The organism is Alteribacter keqinensis (assembly GCF_003710255.1).
Lineage (GTDB): Bacteria > Bacillota > Bacilli > Bacillales > Salisediminibacteriaceae > Alteribacter > Alteribacter keqinensis.
The window spans coordinates 100,894-126,633 of record NZ_RHIB01000001.1 but is presented as its reverse complement, the minus strand read 5'-3'; the positions used below and the strand labels follow the sequence as shown (position 1 = coordinate 126,633).

At 45.9% G+C, this 25,740-nt stretch carries 22 protein-coding genes; 2 read left to right on the top strand and 20 right to left on the bottom strand.

The genetic code is table 11. The features are described from left to right. Positions 1-46: 46 nt before the first annotated feature. The 7 genes from EBO34_RS00580 to EBO34_RS00550 all read right to left on the bottom strand — a co-directional run bounded on the left by EBO34_RS00580 (position 47) and on the right by EBO34_RS00550 (position 7,900). Entirely contained in the window at positions 47-544 is a 498-nt protein-coding gene (locus tag EBO34_RS00580; protein WP_122896028.1) for a hypothetical protein, read from the bottom strand. A 151-nt stretch (positions 545-695) separates the two neighbouring features. After that, positions 696-2,231, bottom strand: coding sequence for a bifunctional GNAT family N-acetyltransferase/carbon-nitrogen hydrolase family protein (locus EBO34_RS00575; protein ID WP_122896027.1), 1,536 nt, complete (start codon positions 2,229-2,231; stop codon positions 696-698). Between the two features lie 228 nt (positions 2,232-2,459). Continuing rightward, positions 2,460-2,924 (bottom strand): chemotaxis protein CheX, encoded by a 465-nt coding sequence (locus EBO34_RS00570; protein ID WP_122898412.1) that lies wholly within the window; start codon positions 2,922-2,924, stop codon positions 2,460-2,462. Between the two features lie 197 nt (positions 2,925-3,121). Next, positions 3,122-4,084, bottom strand: a complete 963-nt coding sequence (locus EBO34_RS00565; RefSeq protein WP_122896026.1) for an ABC transporter permease — start codon at positions 4,082-4,084, stop codon at positions 3,122-3,124. Next, the gene (locus EBO34_RS00560) at positions 4,085-5,152 is read right to left on the bottom strand and encodes an ABC transporter permease (RefSeq protein ID WP_419466050.1); all 1,068 of its coding nucleotides are present in this window, start codon (positions 5,150-5,152) and stop codon (positions 4,085-4,087) included. After that, a complete protein-coding gene (locus EBO34_RS00555; RefSeq protein ID WP_122896025.1) occupies positions 5,152-6,675 on the bottom strand; it encodes an ABC transporter ATP-binding protein in 1,524 nt (507 codons plus the stop codon). The genes EBO34_RS00560 and EBO34_RS00555 overlap by 1 nt, the downstream gene beginning before the upstream one ends. A gap of 139 nt (positions 6,676-6,814) precedes the next feature. Further along, positions 6,815-7,900 carry a BMP family lipoprotein gene (locus EBO34_RS00550; protein ID WP_122896024.1) on the bottom strand — a complete coding sequence of 362 codons (1,086 nt, stop codon included), beginning with the start codon at positions 7,898-7,900 and terminating at the stop codon, positions 6,815-6,817. Positions 7,901-8,380: 480 nt separating this feature from the next. On the opposite strand from EBO34_RS00550, the gene EBO34_RS00540 reads away from it, so the two are divergent. Then, the gene (locus EBO34_RS00540; protein ID WP_122896022.1) at positions 8,381-8,779 is read left to right on the top strand and encodes a response regulator transcription factor; all 399 of its coding nucleotides are present in this window, start codon (positions 8,381-8,383) and stop codon (positions 8,777-8,779) included. Positions 8,780-9,130: 351 nt separating this feature from the next. Here EBO34_RS00540 and EBO34_RS00535 read toward each other — a convergent pair whose 3' ends face one another. The 6 genes from EBO34_RS00535 to EBO34_RS21010 all read right to left on the bottom strand — a co-directional run bounded on the left by EBO34_RS00535 (position 9,131) and on the right by EBO34_RS21010 (position 15,864). Then, positions 9,131-9,958 carry a carbohydrate ABC transporter permease gene (locus EBO34_RS00535; protein ID WP_122896021.1) on the bottom strand — a complete coding sequence of 276 codons (828 nt, stop codon included), beginning with the start codon at positions 9,956-9,958 and terminating at the stop codon, positions 9,131-9,133. Positions 9,959-10,170: 212 nt separating this feature from the next. Beyond that, the gene (locus EBO34_RS00530) at positions 10,171-11,073 is read right to left on the bottom strand and encodes a carbohydrate ABC transporter permease (RefSeq protein ID WP_122896020.1); all 903 of its coding nucleotides are present in this window, start codon (positions 11,071-11,073) and stop codon (positions 10,171-10,173) included. 90 nt (positions 11,074-11,163) lie between these two features. Then, entirely contained in the window at positions 11,164-12,417 is a 1,254-nt protein-coding gene (locus EBO34_RS00525) for an ABC transporter substrate-binding protein (protein WP_122896019.1), read from the bottom strand. 6 nt (positions 12,418-12,423) lie between these two features. Further along, positions 12,424-14,538: an amylo-alpha-1,6-glucosidase gene (locus EBO34_RS00520; protein WP_122896018.1), complete on the bottom strand. Its 2,115-nt coding sequence runs from the start codon at positions 14,536-14,538 to the stop codon at positions 12,424-12,426. Between the two features lie 98 nt (positions 14,539-14,636). Beyond that, positions 14,637-15,650 carry a LacI family DNA-binding transcriptional regulator gene (locus tag EBO34_RS00515; protein ID WP_122896017.1) on the bottom strand — a complete coding sequence of 338 codons (1,014 nt, stop codon included), beginning with the start codon at positions 15,648-15,650 and terminating at the stop codon, positions 14,637-14,639. Positions 15,651-15,738: 88 nt separating this feature from the next. After that, entirely contained in the window at positions 15,739-15,864 is a 126-nt protein-coding gene (locus EBO34_RS21010) for a hypothetical protein (protein ID WP_283234571.1), read from the bottom strand. A 208-nt stretch (positions 15,865-16,072) separates the two neighbouring features. Here EBO34_RS21010 and EBO34_RS00510 point away from each other — a divergent pair, with 208 nt between their 5' ends. Continuing rightward, positions 16,073-16,378: a hypothetical protein gene (locus tag EBO34_RS00510; RefSeq protein WP_122896016.1), complete on the top strand. Its 306-nt coding sequence runs from the start codon at positions 16,073-16,075 to the stop codon at positions 16,376-16,378. A gap of 89 nt (positions 16,379-16,467) precedes the next feature. Here the strand turns inward: EBO34_RS00510 and eutH are convergent, their stop codons facing one another. The 7 genes from eutH to EBO34_RS00475 form a co-directional block, all read right to left on the bottom strand. Next, the gene (gene eutH, locus EBO34_RS00505; protein WP_122896015.1) at positions 16,468-17,550 is read right to left on the bottom strand and encodes an ethanolamine utilization protein EutH; all 1,083 of its coding nucleotides are present in this window, start codon (positions 17,548-17,550) and stop codon (positions 16,468-16,470) included. Positions 17,551-17,698: 148 nt separating this feature from the next. Next, complete coding sequence (locus tag EBO34_RS00500) at positions 17,699-18,127, bottom strand: hypothetical protein (RefSeq protein WP_142996754.1); 429 nt, start codon at positions 18,125-18,127, stop codon at positions 17,699-17,701. Between the two features lie 210 nt (positions 18,128-18,337). Beyond that, on the bottom strand, positions 18,338-20,215 hold the full coding sequence (gene htpG, locus EBO34_RS00495) for a molecular chaperone HtpG (RefSeq protein WP_122896013.1): 1,878 nt from the start codon (positions 20,213-20,215) through the stop codon (positions 18,338-18,340). 362 nt (positions 20,216-20,577) lie between these two features. Beyond that, on the bottom strand, positions 20,578-21,003 hold the full coding sequence (locus EBO34_RS00490) for a hypothetical protein (protein WP_122896012.1): 426 nt from the start codon (positions 21,001-21,003) through the stop codon (positions 20,578-20,580). Between the two features lie 166 nt (positions 21,004-21,169). Further along, entirely contained in the window at positions 21,170-23,005 is a 1,836-nt protein-coding gene (locus EBO34_RS00485; protein WP_183163648.1) for a PAS domain-containing sensor histidine kinase, read from the bottom strand. A 251-nt stretch (positions 23,006-23,256) separates the two neighbouring features. Continuing rightward, on the bottom strand, positions 23,257-24,156 hold the full coding sequence (locus EBO34_RS00480; RefSeq protein ID WP_122896010.1) for a manganese catalase family protein: 900 nt from the start codon (positions 24,154-24,156) through the stop codon (positions 23,257-23,259). A 543-nt stretch (positions 24,157-24,699) separates the two neighbouring features. After that, on the bottom strand, positions 24,700-25,638 hold the full coding sequence (locus EBO34_RS00475; protein ID WP_122896009.1) for a polysaccharide deacetylase family protein: 939 nt from the start codon (positions 25,636-25,638) through the stop codon (positions 24,700-24,702). Positions 25,639-25,740 lie beyond the last annotated feature (102 nt).

The window sequence follows — 25,740 nt, the reverse complement described above, 5'->3', positions numbered from 1 at the left end:
CAGATACGCTCCCAGAGAAAGTAAAAAAGCGCTTCCTCAATCAACCTCACTGAGAAACCGCCTCTGTTTTTTCCATATAAAAAGCAGATATATTCTCCCACTCATCGGCAAAAGGCTCCACGGGGAATTCAAAGGTACGGGTTTGTTCCGCCCCCTGCATTCTTATTGTGACAGTACCGCTTAATACTTCATTTTCAGAGATCCGGCTTACATTTTCATAAAGACCGTTTTCAACGTAGTGAAGAATGATCGGATCGTCCCTGAAATCAAAGCTGGCGTCGATGTCTGCACCTCTTACAGGGTCTTTCGTTTCTTTATCAAACACAAAAACCTGCAGAGTAACATCTCCGCCTTCCCTAAGAGGGTTTTCCCTTGTATAAACCTGAACCGACCAGTCCGGCTCAGCAATCTGCTCTTCTTTATCCAGTTGACTCGGAAGCCAGAGAAAAAAAGCCGTCGTGACCCACAGAAAGATCATCGCAATGGCAGCGGGCGTTTTCCATGAAGGCAGCTTATCGCGTTTTGGTGTGGTTTGCTCGTTCATGATTGTCTCCCCTTTCTTTTTTCATCATGGTCCAACTTTCGGATAAATAAACAGCAATGGACGGTTTACTCTTATTTTTATGAAACTTGTCCAGGGAAAATAACCATACAAAAATCCCTCCCCGATAATTTCGGGAAGGGATTTTTTCACATCAGCAGTCTGATTTGATTTCGTATAAATCTTTTCTGCGGTCTTTCCACTGAGTCACGTTTCCTGATTTACGGGACCGCCGGATCAGCTCTGTGTCCACGTCTCCTACAACGACGGTCTCAATATTCGGGTGACACTCCCCGACGATACCGTCCCGGGCGAAGCCGAAATCAGACGGTGTGAAGATGCCGGACTGAGCATACTGAATGTCCATGTTCTCTACGTGAGTCAGGTTACCGACAGTACCACTGATAACCGTATATACCTGGTTTTCAACCGCACGGGCCTGGGCACAGTACCTTACTCGTAGATACCCCTGACGCTCGTCTGTACAGAACGGGGTAAAGATGATGTTTGCTCCTTTTTCTGTTGCGATACGGCCAAGCTCCGGGAACTCGATGTCATAACAGATTTGAATGGCGATCTTCCCGCAGTCTGTGTCAAACACTTCAATTTTGTCACCACCGCGGATTCCCCAGAATTTACGTTCGTTTGGTGTGATGTGGATTTTGTACTGCTTTTCAATCGTTCCGTCACGTCTGAACAGATAGGCAATGTTGTAGATGTCCCCGTCTTCTTCAACAAAGTGGGAGCCTCCGATGATGTTTACGTTGTATTTTACAGCAAGATCAGTGAACACCTGGATGTAGTCTTCTGTAAACTCTGTCAGGCGTCTGATTGCGCGGCTCGGGCTCTTCTCATCGATGAATGAAAGAAGCTGGGTGGTGAAAATCTCCGGAAATACAACAAAGTCGGAACTGTAGCTCGCCCCTACATCAGCGTAATACTCACACTGCTGGGCGAACTCCTCGAACGAATTGATCTTTTTCATCATGTACTGTATGACACAGATCCTGACCGGGAACGCCGTTTTAAAGTGGCGTTTCGTCGTCGGCTGGTAGTCGACGTTGTTCCACTCCATCAAAGTGGCGTACTTCATGGAAGCCTTGTCGTCTTTCAGGTAATTGCGGTTTACCCGCTTCAGGCTGAAACCGTTCATTACCTGAAAAGTAAGTACCGGATCGTATACGTTGTGGTGAATCACTTCTTCTACGTATTCTCTAGGAGACATATCGTCTGAGTGTTTGTTGTAGTTTGGAATCCTCCCTCCGATGATGATACTTTTCAGGTTCAGTTTTCGGGCCAGATCCTTACGAGCCTCGTAAAGTCTGCGTCCGATTTTCATGCGGCGGAAGTTCGGGTCAACCATAATTTCGATTCCGTAAAGGTTGTAGCCTTCCGGGTCGTGGTTTGTGATGTATCCTTCGTCTGTGATCTCATCCCACGTGTGCTGATCGTCGTACTCATCAAAGTTAATGATGAGGCTCGAGCAGGAGCCGATAATCTGACCGTCGTACTCCACACAAAACTGCCCCTCCGGGAAAAGTTCAATGTGGCTTCTCAGCTGCTCACGCTTCCACGCTTCCATATTTGGGAAACACGTTTTCGACAGCTGAATGATTTTATCTATGTCTTTCGCTTTAATGTTTCTGATAATGATTTTCTTCTCAAACTTCGACATATCCAAAGTTGACATCCAAATCTTCCTTTCTCTAAACCAAGTCTCATGCCTGTCTTCTTAAATTTATTACGAATGCAGACGAAAAGCAATGGATAACGTCAGTCTGTGTCATTTCCTGGGTAATAATGCCCCCCAAGTATGTGAACCCATTAACAGAGGGTCAGACCCTGAGTTAAGAGGTTCACAAAACCAGACTCTAAAAGAAAGACGTCTGCCTAATGGGGCGGACGTCTTTCTTTGTTATCAGCTGGCTTTTTGGTACAGGGAAATATGGATGTCGATCAGTCCTAGTGAGCTTGCAAGAGGAACAGTAATAAACTGTTCCGAGGATCGGTAATTCGACTGTCCGTCGTTTACCATTGGCGGTGTTACATCAATAAGACAGTTTTCCTTTGATAACTCTGTAGCTGTCGATCCTGCCACCCAGTTTCCAAACTCCTGGATTGCACTCCAGTACATATCATCCAGTTTTTCGATTGTCATGCCGCCCATCATCATACCGACGATATTTTTAGCTGTTTGTTCATTTATTGCACAGACAATCTGGCCGTTCACTTCACCATTCACACCAAGGACAACGGATACGTCATTAGACGGAATCGCATTTGCCCCCGCCACGGGGGTTTTATATTCAACGTCCAGTCCAAAATGGCTTGATAAAATTCCTTTTGCTGCCCTGCATACGGCATTCACATGATTAACTTTCATGAGTTTTCTTCCTTTCATGTTTCCCCTTGCATTTATGACCACTGTGTAAATGTCCACTCTCTGTAGTTGGTGATCTCAGGACATAATACCCCCTGCTGGTACTATATATTCAGTATAAAAGACCTTGTCGGATTTTGGAATACAAAAACACCCGCAGGATCAAAAGACCCAGCGGGTGATAGTCCCTATCTATACGGTTAGCGGCTTCCCTTTTCATAAGGTTTACCAATCGCATTTGGCGGATGAGCTTTTCCAACAAAGCCTGCCAGCGCCAGAATGGTTAACACGTACGGTGCAATCAGCAGATACACCTGAGGCACCTGTGAAAGTGCAGGAATCTGCTGGCCGGTCAGGCTTAACGCCTGGGCAAGCCCGAAGAAAATAGCAGCTCCAAGAGCACCAAAAGGATGCCACTTACCGAAGATCAACGCTGCCAGTGCCATGAAACCCTGACCTACGATCGTATTCCCGGCGAAGTTAGCCGATGTCGTAATGGCAAATACAGCTCCTCCGACACCTGCAAAGGCTCCACTGAGCATCACGGCGATGTAACGCATGCGGTTTACCTTAATCCCCATTGTGTCGGCTGCCATCGGGTGTTCCCCGACCGAGCGAAGACGAAGACCAAACGGTGTTTTGAACACCACATACCATACAACAACAGCCAGGATAATGGCAATATACGTTGTTGCATAAACACGGCTGAAAAACATAGGTCCGATAATCGGAATGTCGCTTAAAAACGGTACATTCGTCCGGAAGATACGGGCACTGATGTAATCTGTCTGACCACGGTCAAAGATTTCACGGACGGTGAAAACAGCAAGACCTACAGCCAGAAAGTTAAGGGCAACACCACTTACAATCTGGTCCGCACGGAGGGTGATGGATGCAACGGCATGGAAAAGAGAAAACAGGGCGCCGCACAGCATAGCAACGAGGAGAGCAATCCACGGTGATGCATAACCAAGCCCCATAGACTCAAACCAGAGTGTTGCAAGAATACCACTGAAAGCTCCAATGACCATCAGACCTTCAAGACCGATGTTTACAACACCGGACCGTTCACTGAACAAGCCGCCGAGAGCAGTAAAAATCAGAGGAGTGGCCGCAATTAAAGCCGCTGGAATTATCGTATATAAAATCTGAAGGATATCCATTTATTTCTCCTCCTTATTTTGCTGAAGACGGCCAAGAATCCAGCGAATTAAGTAGCTGGAGGCTACAAAGAAAATAATCAGGGCGATAACAATCTCAACAAGCTCGGGAGCAACTCCTGCAGCTGACTGCATGTTTGAGGCACCAATTTTCAGTCCCCCGAACAAAAATGCAGCAAGGAAGATCCCGACAGATGTGCTTGCACCAAGAAGTGCAACAGCGATTCCGTCAAATCCGAGATTCGTAAATCCTGAGAGAATCTGAGCGTAACCATACGTTCCAAGCCCTTCCATCGCTCCACCGACACCGGCAAACCCGCCTGAGATGACCATGGAAAGAACAATGTTTGTTTTAACATTCATACCTGCGTATGAAGAGGCATTTTTGTTGTAACCTACCGCACGAAGCTCATATCCTTTGTTTGTTTTCCAAAGGATAAACCACATGACAACACAGGCTCCAATTGCTATGGCAAATCCCCAGTGAAGTCTCGAGAAGTCCGTCAGACTCTCAAGAAACGGGGAGGATATGGACGCTGACTGGTTTACAAACTCCGTACGTTGCCCGCTTGCAAGTAAATAATTACGGATAAAATGATTGCTCACATGAAGGGCAATGTAGTTCATCATAATCGTGACGATAACTTCGTGAACCTCATATCTGGCTTTCAAAAAACCCGGGACAAATCCCCAAAGCCCCCCGGCTACAGCACCAGCTGCAATAGCAAGTACAAAAGCCATCGGTCCGTCAACGTAAATCCCTACTACAACCGCCGCCAGCCACCCGACGATGAGCTGTCCTTCAACACCGATGTTCAACAAACCGGTACGGAAGGCAAAAGCCACGGCGAGTCCGGACAATATGAGCGGCGTCATCATCCGGAGTGTTTCACCGAAGTAATACATATCCCCGAACACGCCCTGAAAGAGAGCCGCGTATCCGAGAATCGGATTATTACCACTCACAAGCATAATCAGTCCGCCTGCAAGAAAACCAAATGCGATGGCGATAAGAGGAACGATGAGCCCGAATGACTTCCCTCTTGCTCCAACTAAGATTCGTTTCATCATCAGGACTCACCTTCCTTTCGCTTTCCTCCGGCCATAAGAAGACCGAGTTCACGTTCATTCGTTTTGTCAGCATCCACGATGTCAACGATCTGCCCTTCGTAAATAACCGCAATACGGTCACTTACATTCAGTACTTCATCAAGCTCGAGTGACACGAGAAGGACTGCTTTACCCATATCCCGTTCTTCAATGAGCTTTTTATGAATAAACTCAATCGCACCAACATCCAGACCACGTGTCGGCTGTGCGGCAATCAGAAGGTCCGGTGAACGATCCACTTCTCTTGCGATAATCGCTTTTTGCTGATTACCGCCTGACAAGGCTCTTGCAGGGGTCCGCTCATTCGGCGTGCGCACATCATACTCTTCAATCAGGCTCCGCGCTTTTTCATACATTTTTGTATAATTGAGAACGGTGTTGGACGAATAGGGTTTCTGGTAATACGTCTGAAGAAGAATGTTTTCTCCGATTGTAAAGTCCAGAACAAGCCCATGCTTATGACGGTCCTGTGGGATATGTCCCACACCGGATTCCGTTACTTTTCTCGGTTTTAACCCGGTAATGTCCTTACCGCTTAATGAAATCGTTCCTGCAGATACTTTACGGAGCCCGGCAATGGCTTCAATCAGTTCTGTCTGACCGTTTCCATCAACCCCGGCAACACCGAGGATTTCCCCGGAGCGTACTTCAAGATTAAGGTTGTTTACTGCCTTAACCCCTCTCGAATCTTCTACTGCCAGACCTTTAATGGAAAGAACCGGCTCTTTAGGCTGTGCTGGCTCCTTTTCAACAGAGAAGCTTACTTCCCGGCCGACCATCATCGCCGCAAGCTTGTTTTCATCCGTGTCGGAAACATTTACTGTACCAATGCCTTTTCCCCGGCGGATAACCGTACAGCGGTCACAGACACTCATAATTTCTTTCAGTTTATGAGTAATTAGGATGATGGACTTTCCTTCTTTGATCAGGTTTTTCATGATCTGAATCAGCTCTTTGATTTCCTGAGGCGTAAGGGCAGCCGTAGGCTCGTCAAAGATCAGAATGTCAGCTCCGCGGTAGAGTGTTTTCAAGATCTCCACACGTTGCTGCATTCCTACTGAAATGTCTTCAATTTTAGCCCTCGGGTCTACTCTAAGCCCGTACTGCTCGGAAATAGCTGCTACGTCTTTTTCCGCTTTGCGGATATTGATATTCATTCCTTTTGTAGGTTCACTGCCAAGGATAATGTTTTCTGTTACTGTAAACTTCTGGACGAGCATAAAGTGCTGGTGAACCATTCCGATTCCCAAATCATTTGCTACATTCGGGTTTGTAATGGCTACTTTTTCGCCCCGTACTTTAATTTCACCTTTTTCAGGCTGGTACAAGCCGAACAAGACGTTCATCAACGTAGATTTACCTGCTCCGTTTTCACCCAGAAGCGCATGAATTTCGCCTTGTTTGACCTGCAATGTGATGTTGTCATTCGCAACGATACCGGGAAACTCTTTACGAATGTTGTTCATTTCAATTACATGTTCCATCCGCTAACCCTCTCCCCACCGTGAAAACCGGCGTATTGTTAGAAAAAGGTGTCCCATATCGGCAAGCTGGACACCTCCGCTTCACAAAAAATCGGAGGATCCGGGTATCTTGTCTATGGGACACCTTCTGTTTTACTTATTAAAGGCTGCTTTCGTACTCTTCGAATTCATCGTCATTATGAGGAACGTCGATTTCACCGTCAAGAATCATCTGCTTATACTCTTCAACTGCCTGAAGAGCTTCTTCAGATACGTTATCCTGTGTTTCAGCAATTCCTACCCCGTTGTCTTCAAGACCGAATTCAATGATTTCCCCACCTGGGTATTCACCGTTCATTGTCTGTTCAGAAACCTGGTAAACCGCTTCGTCTACGCGCTTAATCATAGAAGTAAGCGTTACGTTTCCGCCGTCATAGTCACCCTGCGCGTGCTGATCCTGGTCAACCCCGATTACCCATACGTTTTCTCCGTTACGGGCACGGTCAATTGCTTCAGTAAATACCCCGTTACCTGTACCGCCGGCAGCGTGGTAAATGATGTCAACTCCACCACCGTACATGGTGTCGGCAATTCCTTGTCCTCTTGAAGCATCATTAAAGTCCTGTGCATACTGAACAGTAATCTCAGCATCCGGATTTACTGCAAGGACGCCTGCTTTAAATCCATTTTCAAACTTTGAAATAAGCGGGCTTTCTACCCCGCCGATAAAGCCAACCTGGTCAGTCTCTGTTTGAAGACCGGCCACAACACCTACAAGGAAAGATCCCTGATGCTCGGCAAATGTGATGTTGGCAATGTTCTCGTAAGTATCGCCGTCATCGTTAGCTACAACTGTATCAACAATCGCAAACTGCTGATCTGCATTTTGCTCTGCTACTGACCGGATATCATCTTCCATAAGGAACCCGATTGCGAAAGTAAGGTCAGTGCCTTCACGAGCCAGACGGTTTAAGTTTGGCGCGTAGTCACTCGCATCTCCTGATTGAAGATAGTCAACTTCTACATCAAAATCATCTTCAAATGCCTGAAGACCGGCCCATGCTGATTCGTTAAATGAACGGTCGTCAACCCCGCCTGTATCTGTTACCATCTTCGCTGAAAATACATCCCCTTCAGCACCATCGGCACCTTGTTCTTCGTCTCCGTTACCCCCGCCTCCGCAGGCTGCAAGCAATGTCCCCGCTGCGAGAACAGTTGTTAAAAGAAATGAAAACTTCTTTTTCATTTGTTAATCCCCCTCGATTAATGTTGAAAAAATTGTGAAAATGCAACTTATGCAGCATGTCCAATCATCATCCACCGTGAAACCGGCTTCAATAGTATGACACAGTCCGAGTCTCACCTTCTTGTAAAGCGGTTTCATTGACTGATAAAAAAACGTTCGATGTCTGACAACTAGATGTGATACTACATTAAACCGTAATAAGTTACATGAATCGAATTTAATATATCATCTTTATTCAATGTAATAAATAGTTTTATTACAAAAAGGACATATTTTTTTACATTTTTTTATCTTCCCATTTAATAGTAAAGCAAAGGAAGGCTTTATCCGTAATCTGCCATAAAAACGTCTTATTTTCAATAAATTTCACCGAAATGTCTATATTTTCTGACATATGTGTTAAACTGTTTTTAACCAGAATGACAGAATCAGTTTTATTTTTCATCCTTCCCGTCAGCTGATTTAACAGGAGGTACAAGAATGGCAGAAGAACAGTTTTCAATCCTCATCTGTGACGATTCACAAATGGTTAGAAACCATTTGAGGGAAACCGTTGAACTCCTTGGCGCTTCAGATATTTACGAAGCGACCAATGGTGCAGAAGCCTTGGAAAAGCACCGCAGTCACCGTCCTGACTTAATCATTATGGATATTATCATGCCGGTAAAAGATGGTGTTCAGGCCCTGAAGGAAATTGTACGTGTTGATTCAAATGTTAAAATCATAATGGCCTCCTCCGCCGGAACAAACAGCCACTTAAAAAAGACCATTATGCTCGGTGCATTCGCCACCATCCAAAAACCAATCAGCGATTTTGTCATTCGCGACCTCGTAGAGCGTGCTGTATACGAATTGAAAGGTGTACAAAATAAAGTGTAAGAAAAACCGCCATCCGGATCGCATCCGTGTGGCGGTTTTTCAGCTGGATCTGCAGGCGGTTTTGCCGGAAAGGAGAAAGATTTCTTCAATGCGGTAATACTTTTCTGCTGACAGGTTGGGTTTTGGGTGGGGTTTTTACGGTTAGATTGGTTTATTTTACAGTTAAATCTTCTCATTTTACGCTTAGAGGTTATTTAACGGTTAGCTCTTCCTTTTTTACAGTTAGAAGAGCTTTTTCTACACTTACTCCTCTTCTTTCTACACTTAGGGCAGACTTTTTTACACTTAGCCCCCTCCCCCTCCTAACAAAAACGAAAAAAAGAGAGGACCGCCCCTCTCTTTTCCATCTTTCTATTTGTCCCCTCTGAAAGACAATCCTCTCAGGAAGAAACGGTTAAAGAAAATGTAAATTACAAGTACAGGTAATGTGAATACCATGGATGCGGCCATGATGTAGTTCCAGTAGGTGGCGTAGTCGGACTGGAATGCGTTCAGACCGACCGGAAGTGTGTACATGGACGCGTCAGTCATGATGATGAGCGGCGCCATGAAGTTGTTCCAGAACGACATAAAGACGAAGATCGCCTGGGCTGCAAGAGCCGGTTTAGCCATTGGCATGACGATTCTGAAAAACGTTCCGAAACGTCCCAGGCCGTCAATCGCTGCTGCCTCTTCTACTTCCCGGGGGAAGTTCACGAAGAACTGTCTCATCATGAAGATAAACGTCGCATTGACCATACCGGGGATAATCAAGCCCTGGTAGCTGTTCAGCCAGCCAAGCTCTTTTAAAATCAGGAAGTTTGGAATCATCGTTACCTGTGCCGGAATCATCAGTACAGCCAGGATCGTAATAAAGAGCGTCTTTTTACCCGGAAAGGTAAGCCTGGCAAGAGCGTACCCTGCCATGGAGTTGAATACGAGATTCAAAGCCGTTCCGATTACGGCAACAAACACACTGTTAAACAACCAGCGGGGAAAAAGAGCCTGTTCTGTAAAAATCGTAATATAGTTATTGAACGTAAATTCCTGGGGGATGAAGTTCAGTCCCCCGGCGAGAATTTCATTTAAGGGTTTAAACGATGCACTCAATGCCCAGATGAACGGAATCAGCGTTACGATGGCATAGCTTGTGAGGATCGCATAAAGCAGCAGTTTTGCAATGTTCATTTGACTTTTCATGGTCGTATCCTCCTCTCCTTTTGAAACCACTGAAAAAGTAAAAGCTCAACTTTTTCAGTGTCTTTATTAGAATGGCAATGGCTCCACTCGGTTGCGCGCCTGTTACGAGAAACCCACACGTAACTGGCTCTTAAAACATGCAACCGTTCCGCTCATTGCTTAGCAAGGCATAGAAAAAGTTAAAGCCCGACTTTTTCAGTGCCTTCCTTTATCTAGTAGACTTCTTCGTCTTTTTGAAGCTTACGCTGAATGAGCGTCGCTGCTAAAATGACAATCGCAAGGGCGACAGCAAGGGAAGCGGCATAGCCCATCTGATCGTAGGCGGCGAAGGCATACTGATAAATCAACAGAACGACCGTTAATGTGGAGTTATCCGGTCCGCCGGATCCCCCTGAGAACATGTACGACTGGTCAAAGAGCTGGAACGTTCCAATAATCCCCATAATGACCGCAAAGCCTGTAACCGGACGGAGCAGGGGAACCGTGACATGCCAGAACTTCTGAACGGCATTGGCACCATCAAGATCAGCCGCTTCGTAAAGGGAATCAGGAATGTCCTGCAGTGCAGCTAAGTAGATAACCATAAAGAACGGGGCTGTGGCCCAAATGTTCATAATCATAATCGAAATAAGGGCAATGTTGGGATCATTGATCCAGTTGTATGTCGGGAGCCCGACGCCTCCAAGAATGGAGTTAATAAACCCGTCCGGACGATACATCCACATGAAAATCATTACGAGTACCGCGGAAGATGTAAGTGTTGGAAGGAAATAGATAATTCTAAAGAACTTTTCCCCTTTTAGTCCTGCATTAAGAGTTGCTGCCAAAACGAGAGCCAGGATCGTTTGGACAGGTACAACGACGACTACGTAAAAGGCTGTATTTCGAAGGGCGATCAGCGCTCTTGTGTCATCGACCATTCTCGTAAAGTTATCAAATCCTACGAAAGTAAAACTTGTATCCCCAAGGAGCTGCACTCTCGTAAAAGCCAGAAATAATGCAAAGATAATCGGTCCGATCAGAAACACAAGAAGCGTGAGAATGGTCGGAGATAAAAATACGTAACCTTGACCGGCCTCTCTAAGCTGGCTTTTTGTGTATTTCCGTTTAGCCATGGTTTTCGTAACCTCCTTCAATAGGCGTGTATATAGGAAAAGGGATGTCCCCGGGAGTATAAAGACTCCCGGATGACAGACCCTCATCTGTTAGTCCTGAATTTCGTTGTTTGCTACACGCTCTGCTTCTTCCAGTGCTTCCTGAAGACTGCGGTTACCTAAAAACGCACTGGAGAACTGGTTTTCAAAGTTTGAATTGATGATCGGCAGGTTCGTGTCGTCTGCCCAGACCGTCGCGTAGGAAGCGGCTTCAATAAATGGTGCGTACAGCTCGTCATCGACATAATCAAGTTCTTCAGCTACACTTTCACGGGATGGTAGGGCAAGACCGGAGCTTGTCCAGATCTCCATACCTTCTTTGCCGGTCAAGAACTCTATTAACTGCCATGCTTCGTCTTTATGTTCAGACGCGCTGTTCATCGAATAAGACACCGTGTAAGCCATCGATCCTTGTTCACCGTTGATTGTCGGGATTTCAGCAACACCGTAGTTGACATCCGGGAACGTGTCTTCCATGAACTCAAGCATCCAGTTTCCTTCGATGATCATGGACGCACGCTCTGTCCCGAACATGTCTCCGCCCCACTCGGCACCTACGTCAGCAGGTGACGCAGCGATTTCTTTTTCGTTTCTCATATCCACAATCGGCTGCAGTGCTTCAAGAACGCTTGGGTCTGAGAAGCTGGCACGGTTGTCTTCAACAATTTGTCCCCCGCCGGATTCTGCGATGAACTTAAGTCTGGCAAGGTCCGTTACGACACCGAATCCGTAGCGGTTCCCCTCCGTGAGTGTTTCGGCCATTTCTTCAAGCTCTTCCCACGTTTCAGGCGGGCCGTCATAACCTGCTTCTTCGAGGTGATCTTCGTTATAGAAAAGAGCGAGTGTAGATGTGTCTTTCGGAAGTCCCCAAAGCTGGTCATCACGGCGGAAAGCGTCAATTAATGGCTCCTGAAAATCTTCAATATCGAATTCATCTGTAATGTAGTCATCGAGCGGCTCAAGAACGCCTGATTGAATAAGGCCAGGTGCTTCAAAGGCATCGAGGAAAAATACGTCCGCTGCTTCCCCTCCAATAAGGCGGGTACGAAGAACATCCATGTACTGATCGGCAATCGTATCAACCTGTACGTTAATGTGCGGATACTCATCTTCAAAGGCAGCGATCGTTTCTTCAAAATACCGTTGTTCCGTTGGAGATGACTGCCACCCGGTCAAACGGATCGTCACTTCCTCTTCTCCGTCTCCCCCTGCGTCGTTTCCACCATCACCACATGCCGTCAAGACTCCTGCAACCGTCACTAATGAACCCATACCTAGTACTTTCAGCCAGTTTGCTTTTTTCATCTTCGTTCATTCCCCTTTCGGATGGTGATATCTATTCGTTACTGCAGTAAAACCGGTCGTATTGGACAAAACTTCTGTCTTAAAGCCGTCATCTTTTCCAGTGACACGAACGCTCAGCTGTCCTTTTCCGATAGACAGGTTCGTTACTTCCAGTTCGTTTGTGCCTTCAGGCAGCACCGGGTTGAGTTCAATCGTTTCTGTTAAGCTGTCAGGGAACAAACCCAGGATGGACTGGATAAATAGCAGTGGTGTTCCTGCAGCCCACGCCTGAGGTGAGCAGGCAACCGGATAATTAACCGCTTTTCCTTTTGCATCGTACCCGCAGAACAATTCAGGCAGACGATCATATTCAAAGGAAGCAGCCGAATCAATCAAGCCTTTCATCGCTTTTGCAGCGTCCGATTTGTTTCCTGTTTTACTCATTCCGAGAATGACCATGCTGTTGTCGTGAGGCCAAATCGTTCCGTTATGATAGCTCATCGGGTTGTAACCCGCTTCACCTTTCCCCATCGTCCGAATGCCGTATCCTGAAAACATTTTGTCTGAGACAAGCATGCGGCTCACCGTTTGAGCACGGTCTTCATCAAGCATGCCGGAGAATAATACGTGTCCCGGGTTTGATGTAATTGTACCGACCTGGTTCTTGTCTTCATCGAGTGCCAGTGCGTAGAAGTTCACATCTTCCATCCAAAAGGCTTTTTCAAATGCTTCTTTAAGTTTTGCTGCTTCATTTCGAAGGGATTCAGCTTTTTGGCCTTCAGAATGTTTCTCGTAAATGGCAGCAATGCTTTCTTTTGCCTGATACACATAGCCTTGTACTTCGGACAACGCAATCGGTGTTTTTGCCAAATCCCCGTTTCGGTGAACGATGGAATCACCTGAGTCTTTCCACCCCTGGTTGGCAATGCCTTTGGACGATTCCTGGTGGTACTCCACAAACAGATCCCCGTCCCGGTCGCCGTAGCTGTCAATCCACTCGAGCGCTTTTTCCACGTTCGGTTCAAGCTCCGTGAAAAGATCCAGGTCACCTGTCCATTTAATGTATTCGCTTAACAACACGAGGAAAAGCGGAGTCGCATCGATCGTTCCGTAGTAAGGAGTAAATGGAATCTGGCCCGTATTGGCAAGCTCACCAAAGCGCATTTCGTGCATGATCTTGCCCGGTTCTTCGTCACGCCAGCTGTCTTTTGACTGTCCCTGCGTGCTGGCCATCGTTTTGAGTGTACCCTTGGCTACGTCCGGGTTGAACGGAAGCATCTGCAGAGCGGCAATCAGGCTGTCACGTCCAAATGGAACACCAAACCACGGCAGTCCGGCAACGGGAAAACGTCCATGTCCGAGATCTGTAAGGAGGATTCTTAAGTCCCCGATTCCCCGGTCAATCAGCCTTTGCAGTGCTTCGTTGTCGGTTTTAACCTGTGTGGTTTCTTCTTCCCACTCCCGGTATGAAACAGCAAGGTTTTCAAGCGCTCCCTCAGGCGGATACGTTTTTGGGGCTTGTCCATCGATTGTTGGTGCAAACGTAAAGACGATGGTTCGTGCTTCTTCATGTTCGAGATCAAGATGGAAGTGAACGTCTCCTTCTTTATTTACAGAGGAGGCTTCCTCATTCCACGCAATTGCTGTTTCACGCTTCACATCATCTGCACCGTTGTAAGTAAGAACAAGGCGGTTGTTTTCAAGGGTTGTTTCTCCCCTCGAACCGATATTACCGTTTTGGAACCCCCGGACGATGAACATATCCTTAAAGTCGGCATCTACATGAAGGCTGATATCAAAAGCTGTACGCTTCGGGTTGTAATTTTTAGCCGTAATCATTTCGTAGAAAACGTCTTCGTAGATGAAACGCTTTCTTGTCAGCTCAACGGATTCACGCCAGAGTTCAACGTTTCCGTCCTGTTCCATGTGCGGGTTTGTAAGAATCATGGAAGCGATGTAGCTTTCTTCGGCTTCCGATGACAGGAGAATCGGCTCCTGTCCGTTGATTTTCAGGTCCATCTTGCTTAAAAATCGTGTGTCTTTTGAATATAAACCCGGTCCGTATGGGTGGTCTTTTGGAATGTTTCCTTTTTCGTCAGTAAGTAAAAATACGTCGTTTTCTTTGATTACGCGGTAGTTCATCGTTGTGGGCCTCCTAATTGCTAATTATTTCCGAAACGTTTCGGGTTTAACTCTTAAAAATAACCGAAACGTTTCGGTTATCGTGTAAGAGGATCGCATTATTTTGGCGGAGCAGTGGATCCCCTTACAATTAACTGATTATCCAGTATAACTTTTCTTTTTTTCGTTTTTTGCTGAAGCATCGCTGTAAGTAACCGGGCTGATTCGTAACCGATCTGGTATTTATCCTGGGCTACCGTTGTAAGGGGCGGATGGGCATACTGCGCGAGCACGATGTCATCGTAACCTACCACAGATAATTCTTCAGGTATCTTTCGTCCGAGGCGTTCAGCTGCCCGGAGCACCCCCAGTGCCATCAAATCACTGGCGCAAAAAATGGCCGTGATTTCCGGCTGATCAGTCAGGAGTTTCACTGCTTCTGTTTCGGCTTTCGGCTCTAAATAATCACCCTCAGCAACGTAGTGATCGTAAACCGGTAATCCTGCTTCCTCGAGGGCTTTTACGTACCCTTCAAGACGTCTTTGACTCACTCTCGCCTGGTTGTGCCCGTTCATCATGGCGATGTTTTCGTGACCCAGGTTAATCAAATGCCTCATGGCCATCTGGGCCCCAAATACGTTGTCCGTTGACACATAGCCAACGTTGTCACCTTCCAGCTCTACGTCCACAAGAACACAGGGAATGTTCGATTCAATAACCTCTTCCAGATAAGGATCATCTGTTTTGATTCCCTGCATGATGACCCCTTCAACCTGCCGTTCCCGGCAAAGCTGGGAGTAGCTTTTTTGCTCCTGTTTAACAGGGTTTGTGCTAAAGAGAATCAAATCATAGTTCTCATCTGATGCTGCGTCGTTGATTCCACACATGACTTCATACGTAAACATGTCCTTTGCACCGGAACGGTTTAATTCTGAAACAAGGAGGCCGATCGTATGGGATTTGCTCATAACCAGGCTTCTTGCTAAAGCATTCGGACTGTAATTTAATTGTTCTGCTACTTTTTTAATGCGGTCCCTTGTTTTTGGGTTTACATCACTGTAGCCGTTTAATGCCCGCGAAACTGTAGTAACAGAGACACCTGCCATTTTTGCAATATCTTTTATCGTTGCCATCGGCTGCCCTCCAAAACGTTTCGGATATTTCTTTGACTATTACAATACACAATAATGTATGCGATTTCAAGGGGGAATTATTTATACTTCAGGTCCGGGCAATGGGACAGGGCGGATCTTGTTTAAACAGGTTTGTTATCCTTTTAAACAGGTTAGCGCGGCCTTTAAACAGGTTAGCGCCGTCTTTAAACAGGTTAGCCACCCATTTAGTCATGTTAGCTTCTCCCCCGTCAAAAACAGAGATAAATTTCACAGATTCTAATAAAACAGACAACCGTAATGCTGATGTCATCGTGATTAGCGATGGCTCATACAAATAACTCAGCCTGTCTTTACTTTGTGATTAAATGTTTACCATGCCTGGGTATAGGGGTATTGGAAACTATATAGAAAAAAGAACTAACAACAGAAAGGGGTCTCATATGAAGCCGTTCAGCCGTATTAGTGAAAACCGTACTTTTCGAATTCAATGGCACAGATTCTGCTATTATTCTAATTTTGTTAAAAGCTATTATTATGGTAAAAGTCGTTATTCCGATAAAGCGGCAGTACACAAACAGCTTTGGCAGCACTGGGTAAGCACACCGGCTCCTGCACCTGAAGAAAAAACCGTACATACTCGAGAGCCTCTTGAACCAGCCACTCAAGCTACTCAGACACGATACCAGCCCTTTTTGGAAAAATTAAAATCCCGGCTTGCCCTTATTAAAGGAAAAGTACGTGCATAGAACCTGAAACACCCCTCCGACATTTACCGGAGGGGTGTTTCAGGTTAAAGGTACTTGATTTGCCAACCGTGAAAAGTCGGTGGAGGCTCTCATGATTCTTCAATCCCTTTCACAGTAATCAGAGCCAGCCCCACCGCCAGACAACCTGCTGATAGCTTGCCTGCGATCATGGGCACAATCATCTGAGGCTCAACCGACGACACGAACCCGAGGTGCCCTCCGAGGACAAACGCTCCACTCACAGCAAATGCCACATTCATCACCTTGCCACGGCTGTCCATCTCATGGAGCACTTGGAACACAGGGATACTGTGGGCAAGAGACGATACAAGCCCCACAAGGGAAACCCGCTTTACATTAAGCTTCGCCGCAACAGGTGCAATCACACCACCGAGAATCCCTTTTAAAAAATGAACGAAAGGAAACGCACCGGACAGGGTGATCGCAATCATTCCCACAATCATAAACGCCTCCCCTGCAGGAGACGTTCCTGCCACTACGTTAACACCTGTAAGAACTTCAAACCCGATCACCCCGGCCATGATGGTAAACAGAGCCACAATCCCTTTCCCAAGCCAGATAAATCCCCGGATCATCCCGTTTGGAAAAAGGACAAGCCCCGCCATAACAAACACGCTCACAACAAGCACCGGTACAAGGTTGACCAGCACCATCCACGTCGGAAACCCCGCCATTACCCCGGCAAGCCAAGCCCCCGCCGGCACAGGAACTAGACCAATCAAAATCCCCCGTGCAAACAAGCGGTGATCGTCTTTTTTTATCAGCCCAAGCGCGACAGGAATTGTAAACACAAACGTCGGACCGAGCATCGTCGCCAGGATAATTCCCGAAAAAAGCCCCGCCTGGTCTGTCTCCGAAAGCTCCACAGATAACGGATACCCCCCCATGTCAATCGCAAAGAGAATCCCCGCAAAAACGGACGGATCTGCCCCCGTCAGGTTTGCCGCCGGAATAAACACCGGCCTCAGCCATTCCGCCACCACAGGTGAAAAACAAATAATCCCCACCATGGCAAGCGCCAGCGGCCCCATGGCAAGAAATCCCTTCTCAAACTGCTCCCCATATCCAAACCGGTTTCCAAAGATCCGGTCAACTGCACCAACCACCGCAAAAACCGCAATCGTCCAGATTACTGCGTCGTTAAGCCACATAGAAAAATCCCTCGTTCCTGCTCTGCTACTTAATCAAGTACGAGATCGAACGGGGGATTCCCTTTTATTCTTTTGCGATTACCTTCTTGCCGTTACCTCTATATCCACAAACCCAAAATGCTTCACGAAGGAATGTCCATTTTAAAGTTTAGAACGCATTTTTAATTTCTGACAGGCCGATCACCATGATCGCTTCTATCTCATCATCCGTAAGACGGCTTCTGAGGAGGGTTTCCAGTTCAGCCTGCTCTTCAGTTGTCATGCCTCCCGAGGCTTTGGAAGAAATGCTGTACAGCTCCGAAAGCGAGAACTTCGACATAAGGACCCGTGTCGCCTCTTCAGCTGTTGTAAAAGGAAGAGCATCTTTTTCTTCTGCGGTCAGTTCACGATTTCCATACTTTTCAGCGACTGCCTGTAATTCAGGGTTATTCAGAAGGTCGTTCCTGACTTCTTCTGTAAGAACCTCATGCCGCACCTGATCTGCAACTCTGTTAGAAGCGTAATCAAGTGCCAGGTTATATCCAAAGTAGCCGAGCACCCCAAGGAGTACTGTGAGCAAAATCAGTTTCTTTATCATTTTCATCACCTTATCCGGCATATTTCCTATCCATATCATAGAGCCAGGAATGGGCATTTGCAATATGCAATCTTCCCCAGTACCCTCTCACCAGCTTTTCTCATCCCGCTTCGTTCTATTCCATAATTTTACACAAAATTGTGCGGGGTCAGACCCCACAGCCGTCCACTGAAACAAAGCCCTGTCCACAACGTGACAGGGCTCAAGTTTTTATACCATTACTTTACAGATGTCGTTTGAGAAGGCGAGCGGATCTTCCACCGGAAGCCCCTCGATTAACAGTGCCTGGTTGTAAAGGAGATTCGTGTACAGTTTGACTTGATCTTTATCATTTTCAAACGCGTTCTTTAATGTTTGGAACACGTCGTGATTCGTGTTGATTTCGAGTACCTTGTCTGCTTTGACGTTTTGGTTGTCCGGCATTGCCTGAAGGACTTTTTCCATTTCAATGGAGACTTCTCCTTCGCTTGTGAGGCAGACCGGGTGAGATTTCAGACGTTTGGATACGCGAACGTCTGTTACTTTTCCTTCTAAATGCTTTTTCATTTCTTCAAAAAGGTCTTTGTTCGCTTTGTCTTCCTCTTCCGCCTTTTGGCTTTCTTCTTCATCAAAGCCCAAGTCGCCACTTGAAACGGATTTGAATTCTTTCTCATTGAACGTTGCGAGCATCTTGATCGCAAATTCGTCAATTTCATCCGTTAAGTAGAGGATTTCATATCCTTTGTCCAGGACGACTTCCGTTTGCGGAAGCTTCTCGATGCGGTCATAGCTGTCGCCTGTTGCATAGTAGATGTACTTCTGATCTTCCCGCATGTTGGAAACATATTCTTGCAGTGTGATCAGCTTTTTCTCTTTTGATGAGTAGAACATGAGTAGCTCTTTAAGGTCGTCTTTGTTGGCACCAAAGTCACTGTAGACACCGTATTTCAACTGTCTGCCGAACGTTCCGAAGAACTTTACGTACATCTCACGCTCATCTTTGAGGAGCTTTTTCAGTTCATTCTTAATTTTGTTTTTAATGTTTTTCGCAATCAGCTTCAGCTGCCTGTCATGCTGAAGCATTTCTCTTGAGATGTTTAACGAGAGGTCTTCTGAATCTACAAGACCTTTTACAAAACTGAAGTAATCCGGAAGCAGCTCCGGGCCCTTTTCCATAATTAGGACCCCGTTCGAATATAGCTCGAGACCTTTCTCATACTCTTTGCTGTAATAGTCAAATGGCATCGTTGATGGAATATACAGGATTGCGTTGTACCTCACAGCCCCGTCGACGCTGACGTGAATATGCTTTAATGGCTTGTCGAATCCGTAATGCTTCTCCTGATAGAAGTTCTCGTAGTCCTCATCGTTGAGCTCGCTCTTATTCTTTCTCCAGATCGGCACCATGCTGTTGACGGTCTTCTCTTCAAAAACGCTTTCGTATTCACCTTCGCTACCTTCTTTCAGCTTGCGCTCCGTTACATCCATCTTAATTGGATAGCGGATAAAGTCGGAGTACTTCTTGATTACTTGCTTGAGACGAAATTCTTCAAGGAAATCATCATAGCTCTCTTCTTCTGTATTCTCTTTTAAAGTAAGGATAATCTCTGTGCCCACTTCTTTTTTATCAAACGGCTCTACAGTATAGCCATCCGCACCTGTAGATTCCCACTTATAACCTGTCTCATCTGACACTGATTTTGTATACACCGTTACAGCATCGGCTACCATAAACGCCGAGTAAAAGCCAACGCCGAATTGCCCAATGATGTCGTGGCCGTCTTTGATTTCGTTTTCATTTTTAAAAGCTAAAGAACCACTTTTCGCAATTGTCCCTAGGTTTTCCTCGAGCTCGTCCTGCGTCATCCCGATTCCTGTATCTTTGATCGTTAATGTTCGTTTTACTTTGTCTGCAGAGATTTTTATAAAATAATCATCTTTTTCGAATGTTAAGGAATCATCCGTCAAGGCTTTATAATACATCTTGTCAATCGCATCACTGGAGTTGGAAATGAGCTCTCTAATAAAAATCTCCTTCTGTGAGTAAATCGAGTGAATCATCATATCCAGCAATCGTTTCGATTCTGCTTCAAACTGCTTCTTCACCATATCATCTTCCCCTTCATTTATATGTAAAAGTCCTTTTTAGCACTCCCTGTTCCCGAGTGCTAACCACAATAAATAATTATCATATCAAAAAAAAGTTGTCAAGAGTATGGGCAGTCGCAGGCCTGTCACTGGCGGGATAGGTTGATTTTCCGTTTTTAATGAGGAATTTCCCGTTTTCGAGGTGTTAATCACTTTCTCTAGTTTTTTTGTTGAACATCCTGCTACAGCCTCCCCCACCCCACTCCCACCACAATTTTACACACTATTGTGCGGGGACAGACCCCTTGATGGACCCCTTGATGCACCGGGCGCACAACTAAAACCCGACACGAAACTCGTGCCGGGTGGTAAACTGCCTCCGATTATTCGTCCATCTGACTGATCAGCCAGTTGTTGTCGTGGTTTTCCAGGGTGACAACGCCGCCTTCTGTTTCTGTTTCACCTGTTTCTTCTTCTTCGATGGTAATTTCGTAGGCAGCAATTAGTTGTTCATCCGTTTCTTCGCTTACTTCAAAAGACAGAATCTCATAGTTAAACATAGCGAGCAGTTCACCCATCTGCTCGTCAATCAGTTCAGCGTCATTCTCGAAATCCTCTTTCGTCACACCGAATTCCTCTTCCATAAAATCATCGGTCACATATGCGGTAATCTCGCTGATCGTCCCTCCATCAAGAGCGTTGATGAAATTCTCAAAGGTCTCCTGTGCTTCCTCCTCTGCAGAATTACAGCCAACAGCTGCTACTGCCAGAAGGCTCAGAAATACAGTTATTTTTATCAGTCGGTTCATGCATGACAACTCCTCGCGTGTTCTCTTCTATGGATTTTACTATAAAGCTTCATGCATATCCAATGGCAGCCCGGTAATACCACTGCCCTCCACAGCTTACCATTAGTAACATCTTCTCAAAAAACAGCAGCTCATAAGGACAATTTCAGCCCTTACCAGCTGCAGTTTACGGTTGTGTTATAGGAAATGCGATTGTAAATGTGGTCCCTTCTCCTACACGGCTGTCAATCGTAACTGTACCACCATGCTCTTCAATAATCTTAAATGTAACCATGAGCCCCAGTCCCGTTCCCGTGTCCTTCGTTGAATAAAAGGGTTCCCCGATCCGGGCGAGCTTTTCTTTCGGAATTCCGCAGCCTTGATCAATCACTTTAACTACTGCCTGGTTTCCTGATTTTTCAAGACGCACTGTGATCACACCGCCGGACTCCATCGATTCGATTGCATTTTTGATCAGATTCACAAATACCTGTTTGATCTGGTGTTGGGCACAGGTTATGTACACATCACTGGCTGTGAACTCTTTTTCGATACCGATGTTTTTAATGATGGCCTGCGTTTCAAGCAGGGTGCTTATGTGGGAAAGCATTTCACTCATTTCACACGTCTCTTTTGTGAGAGTCTGAGGTTTGGACAAAATCAACAACTCCGTAAGAATCTGTTCGATCCTGCCAAACTCTGACTTCATGATATCAAAGTACTCTTTCTTCTCGTTTCCGTAGATTTCAATCAGCTGCAGGAAACCTTTCAAAGACGTAAGAGGATTTCTTATTTCATGGGCAATTCCTGCTGCAAGCTGACCTACTGCAGACAGCTTTTCAGACTGATGAAGCATCTCTTCAGACTTTCTTTTTTCTGTAATGTCCCTGAAAGTAAATACGCTCCCTACCACTTCCTCATCAGAAACCATAGGAGTGACGGTAAATTCAGCAAGATAAGGGGTTCCGTCCTTACGGTAAAGGGTTATATTACTTTTTCGTATCACTTCTTTTTTTGCCAGGCCTGAACCTCTTTTAAAACTCTGTGTCAGTTCTTCCATTTCCCCTTCATAGAGGGTGGACAGTAGCTGGATAATGAAATTCGGTTTCAATTCGTCCCGCCCGAATCCTGTCATCTCCTCGGCAGCTTCATTCCACATGACAACATCAAAATCTTTATCAATACCGAGAATCCCATCTTCCACAGACTCAAGGATGAGCTGGTTCATATGGTTCATCCGCTTTAATTCAAGAGTGTTCAGCCTCTGGCTTGTTATATCTTTTAAAATCCCATAGGCACCGATAATCTCTGTTTCCACAATGATCGGCAGGGCCGTACACTGTACAAAGAACGGTTCTCCTTTTATTTCAGTCAGATCAAAATCCTGTGTTACAGGTTTTCCTTCTTTGGCCAGGGTGAAAAGTTCCTCTGCTTTTCTGGCCTGCTCATCAGGTAAAAGGGAAACGAACTCCCGGCCTGCAAGTTTCTTTTCTTTTAATCCGAATAACTTCTCGAAGGCCTGGTTAACGGACAGATAGTAACCATCCAGGTCGATCGAACACACCGCATCCGGATGTTCATGGAAAAGGGTACGGTAGCTCTGTTCAACTGCCAGCATGGCGATCTGGCGGCGGGTTACATCTCTGAAAATAGCAGTGACCCCTTCTTCAGATGGATACACACGCAAATTAAACCACGTCTTCAACGGGGAGAAGTATTCATACTCCACCTCTGCCGGTACTCTTTCTTCCATCGCTTTGTGATAAGCGTCATATACTCTTGTATTTATAGCATCAGGGAATATTCCCCATATATTTTGACCGAGCATGTCTTCTTTTTTTGTATGGAGCTGCCTGGAGGCCGCCTGGTTTACGTATGTAACCGTAAAATGATGATCAAGAGCAACGATAGCATCGCTTAGCCTGTCAAGGATCAAAGCATCAGAATCATACGTACGGTTATCTCCTTCACGGGGAAGTGTGAGGAGCTTTTTGTGTATGTTATTGGCAGATCGTTCCGTCATCATTCTCACCTCTAATCTTCACACATGAGTTATCATATTCCTATTCTAGCAAAAAATTGTTAAATTGCCGAAAACTTTTTTACTTAAAGAGACTAAATATGGCATTTTTCTTCCGGTAAATACCAGAAACCTCTTTAAAATTGCTGGATTGTGTAGAAACACATTGAAGATATAAAACGAAATCAAAGGTCTGCTCACAGTACAAAAATACCCCATAAGGCGGTAAGACCTTATGAGGCATATTCGTTTTCTTATATTCCGGCTGAACGCTGAAGCCGTTTGGCAATTTCCCTGAAGTCTTCCTCTGAAATGCCCGGTGCAAAACTTTCCGGGATTTCAGGCAGATCTGGGATCGGTCCACCCTGCGGTGTCCCTTGAATGACTTCCAGCTGGCCTCCCTGAAGAGGGTGCTCCCCTTTCCAGATTTTCGCCACATCTTTGTAATCATTGGCACTGAACGTGTAAAGCTTACGGTGGGCACCTTCGGCTTCAAACTTTCTTGCCGTTTCAAACTTATCGTTATCCAGGTTCGGAATCGGGAGCATTTTTGTCATATCCACACCTGTCGCTATTTCAAGGGCTTTTGCATAAGCCATGATGTGGACGCCGCCACGCACAAGGAGATAACCGATCATTTCCCGTGCCACAGGGTTATCCGTCATTTCATACACCCGCATTTTGTGAGTCCTTGCTCCACACTCGAGGAAAAAGTTGTGCAGCAGATCGAGAATCAGATTTCCACTGTTAAAGACATTGGAAGCTCCATTCCATCCGGCCCCCATGGAATCAAATGGTTTGGCTGTCTGGGCTGTGTCAATAAAGTGGTATGAATTGCGTTTGTCTTTCCCATTTTGCATCGGGGCAAGATTCGGGTCTCCAGGAAACGTCGTCCCTTGAATCATCAGATTAATGGTGTTCGATACAAGTTCCACATGACCAAATTCCTCTGCAGTAATACTTGCTACCAGGTCATAAAAAGGCTTCAGTTTTTTCTTCTGTCTGAATGCGAACGACTGAAACATGTAGTTGTTAAGGGTGGACATCTCTCCAAATTTACCGCCTAAAAGCTCCTGTACAGCAGCCGCCGCGTTGGCATCCGGGTTCTTCGGCATTGGCAGTTCAATTTGTAATTTGTTTATTCGTGTAATCAAAGCAGTCCCTCCATATCTTAGACGTAATCTCTCTTTCATCCTTATGAAATGAGGTGTTTGTCTTAAAACCAGGAGTGATTATATTTGATTTGCACTTTTTACGACTTGAATGGACCTCCTTTTGCAGTCATCCTTTCGGTTAAAACAAGAATAGAGGCTGGGACAAAAGTGTTTTAGTCAACGAGAATCCGAACAAACAAAAGCGGCGCTGATAAATCGCTCCTGAAATATACTTCGCTTTTCACGGGAAGCGGGTTACCGTCCTCCAGCATACCTGCTTCTTCCTCTGCCAGCTAATCTTTGCAGCTGTCTGCGTCGAAGCAACTCGTCGCATTTTCATGAAGTAAATGCTCGTCACTGTGGGGTCTCACCTTTGCTTTTCATCCGGAAGGGTGTCTGCGTATATTTATATATCATCCGCTATGTTAGCGCATCGTTCGGATTCTCAGCTAAACTCTTTCTTTATGTCTCAGCCTCTATTTGAATAATTCTGCCAAAGCGTGCGGCGATGGCGGTTAAAGGTCAAATCAATGCTCAAAACTTTTACTGAATGGCACTTACATTCAACAATTCCGGTACGGTCACAAACTGGTATCCTTCTCGTTTAAGCTCTCTAATGATCGGACCGAGAGCTTCAACGGTATTGTTCATATCACCAGTCCAGTGGGCCCCGTCGTGCATAAGGATAATAGATCCGTTACCTGTATCTTCCATGACACCTTCAAGGATTTCTTCAGGTGACGGTCCATCCCAGTCCATCGTATCGACAGTCCAGAAAATAGCGGACTCCCCATTTGCTGCAAGACTCTCCGTATGGGCTGTTCCGAAAATACCATAAGGCGGACGGAATAAATTCGGTCTGATACCGACGAGATTTTGAATAATATCGTTTGTCTCATCCATTTCCCAGCGGAGCTGCCCTACAGATTCGCCCTCGAGGTTCGGGTGCCAGTACGTATGGTTTCCAATCACATGGCCTTCCCTGTGTATTCTTTTTAGAATTTCCTGGTGTTCTTTTGCTCTTGCACCCATCACAAAAAATGTTGCCTTTACATCGTTGGATTCAAGCTCATCAAGAATAGCCGGGGTAAAGCGCGGATCCGGCCCGTCATCAAACGTAAGGGCGACACGTTTCTGGTTGGTCGGTCCTCTCCATACAACAGTATTTGGATACTGCTTTTGCAGTTCACCAAATCCCACGTTTTCCAAAGATGTATCTCCTCCATCAGCCTGCCCTGCAAAAGCTGAAGGGGAATCAGGCTCCATTTCGACCCGCAAAGCCGGTTCCGGGCCGCCCTTCAACTGCGGAGTTTTGCCCGCAGACGGGTAAAACGGTTCCGTATCACCCTGTAGTCCAATATTGTCACGGTTTGGTTCCCGGGACTGATCCTGCCCGGGCGAACATGCAGCAAGCATGATCACTGCCAGCCCAAGAAACAACACCAACTTGAGCGAGAAAACTCTAACACCTGCATCAAACATTCTAAGCACCCCTCTTTAAAATCACTTCAGCACACATATACACGTAGTATGCCAAATTTTACCCCTTTTATCCCCGTAATCAAAAAGTTCGGGGGTCTGTCC

Coding starts and splice junctions, on each gene's coding strand:
- EBO34_RS00575 (WP_122896027.1), bottom strand. CDS start 2,231: ATGTCAACTTTGGATATGTCGAAGTTTGAGAAGAAAATCATTATCAGA.
- EBO34_RS00565 (WP_122896026.1), bottom strand. CDS start 4,084: ATGGATATCCTTCAGATTTTATATACGATAATTCCAGCGGCTTTAATT.
- EBO34_RS00515 (WP_122896017.1), bottom strand. CDS start 15,650: ATGGCAACGATAAAAGATATTGCAAAAATGGCAGGTGTCTCTGTTACT.
- EBO34_RS21010 (WP_283234571.1), bottom strand. CDS start 15,864: ATGACTAAATGGGTGGCTAACCTGTTTAAAGACGGCGCTAACCTGTTT.
- EBO34_RS00485 (WP_183163648.1), bottom strand. CDS start 23,005: ATGACGGAACGATCTGCCAATAACATACACAAAAAGCTCCTCACACTT.
- EBO34_RS00555 (WP_122896025.1), bottom strand. CDS start 6,675: ATGGAACATGTAATTGAAATGAACAACATTCGTAAAGAGTTTCCCGGT.
- EBO34_RS00560 (WP_419466050.1), bottom strand. CDS start 5,152: ATGATGAAACGAATCTTAGTTGGAGCAAGAGGGAAGTCATTCGGGCTC.
- EBO34_RS00570 (WP_122898412.1), bottom strand. CDS start 2,924: ATGAAAGTTAATCATGTGAATGCCGTATGCAGGGCAGCAAAAGGAATT.
- EBO34_RS00500 (WP_142996754.1), bottom strand. CDS start 18,127: ATGATAAAGAAACTGATTTTGCTCACAGTACTCCTTGGGGTGCTCGGC.
- EBO34_RS00490 (WP_122896012.1), bottom strand. CDS start 21,003: ATGAACCGACTGATAAAAATAACTGTATTTCTGAGCCTTCTGGCAGTA.
- EBO34_RS00525 (WP_122896019.1), bottom strand. CDS start 12,417: ATGAAAAAAGCAAACTGGCTGAAAGTACTAGGTATGGGTTCATTAGTG.
- EBO34_RS00550 (WP_122896024.1), bottom strand. CDS start 7,900: ATGAAAAAGAAGTTTTCATTTCTTTTAACAACTGTTCTCGCAGCGGGG.
- EBO34_RS00530 (WP_122896020.1), bottom strand. CDS start 11,073: ATGGCTAAACGGAAATACACAAAAAGCCAGCTTAGAGAGGCCGGTCAA.
- eutH (WP_122896015.1), bottom strand. CDS start 17,550: ATGTGGCTTAACGACGCAGTAATCTGGACGATTGCGGTTTTTGCGGTG.
- htpG (WP_122896013.1), bottom strand. CDS start 20,215: ATGGTGAAGAAGCAGTTTGAAGCAGAATCGAAACGATTGCTGGATATG.
- EBO34_RS00520 (WP_122896018.1), bottom strand. CDS start 14,538: ATGAACTACCGCGTAATCAAAGAAAACGACGTATTTTTACTTACTGAC.
- EBO34_RS00475 (WP_122896009.1), bottom strand. CDS start 25,638: ATGTTTGATGCAGGTGTTAGAGTTTTCTCGCTCAAGTTGGTGTTGTTT.
- EBO34_RS00540 (WP_122896022.1), top strand. CDS start 8,381: ATGGCAGAAGAACAGTTTTCAATCCTCATCTGTGACGATTCACAAATG.
- EBO34_RS00510 (WP_122896016.1), top strand. CDS start 16,073: ATGAAGCCGTTCAGCCGTATTAGTGAAAACCGTACTTTTCGAATTCAA.
- EBO34_RS00535 (WP_122896021.1), bottom strand. CDS start 9,958: ATGAAAAGTCAAATGAACATTGCAAAACTGCTGCTTTATGCGATCCTC.
- EBO34_RS00580 (WP_122896028.1), bottom strand. CDS start 544: ATGAACGAGCAAACCACACCAAAACGCGATAAGCTGCCTTCATGGAAA.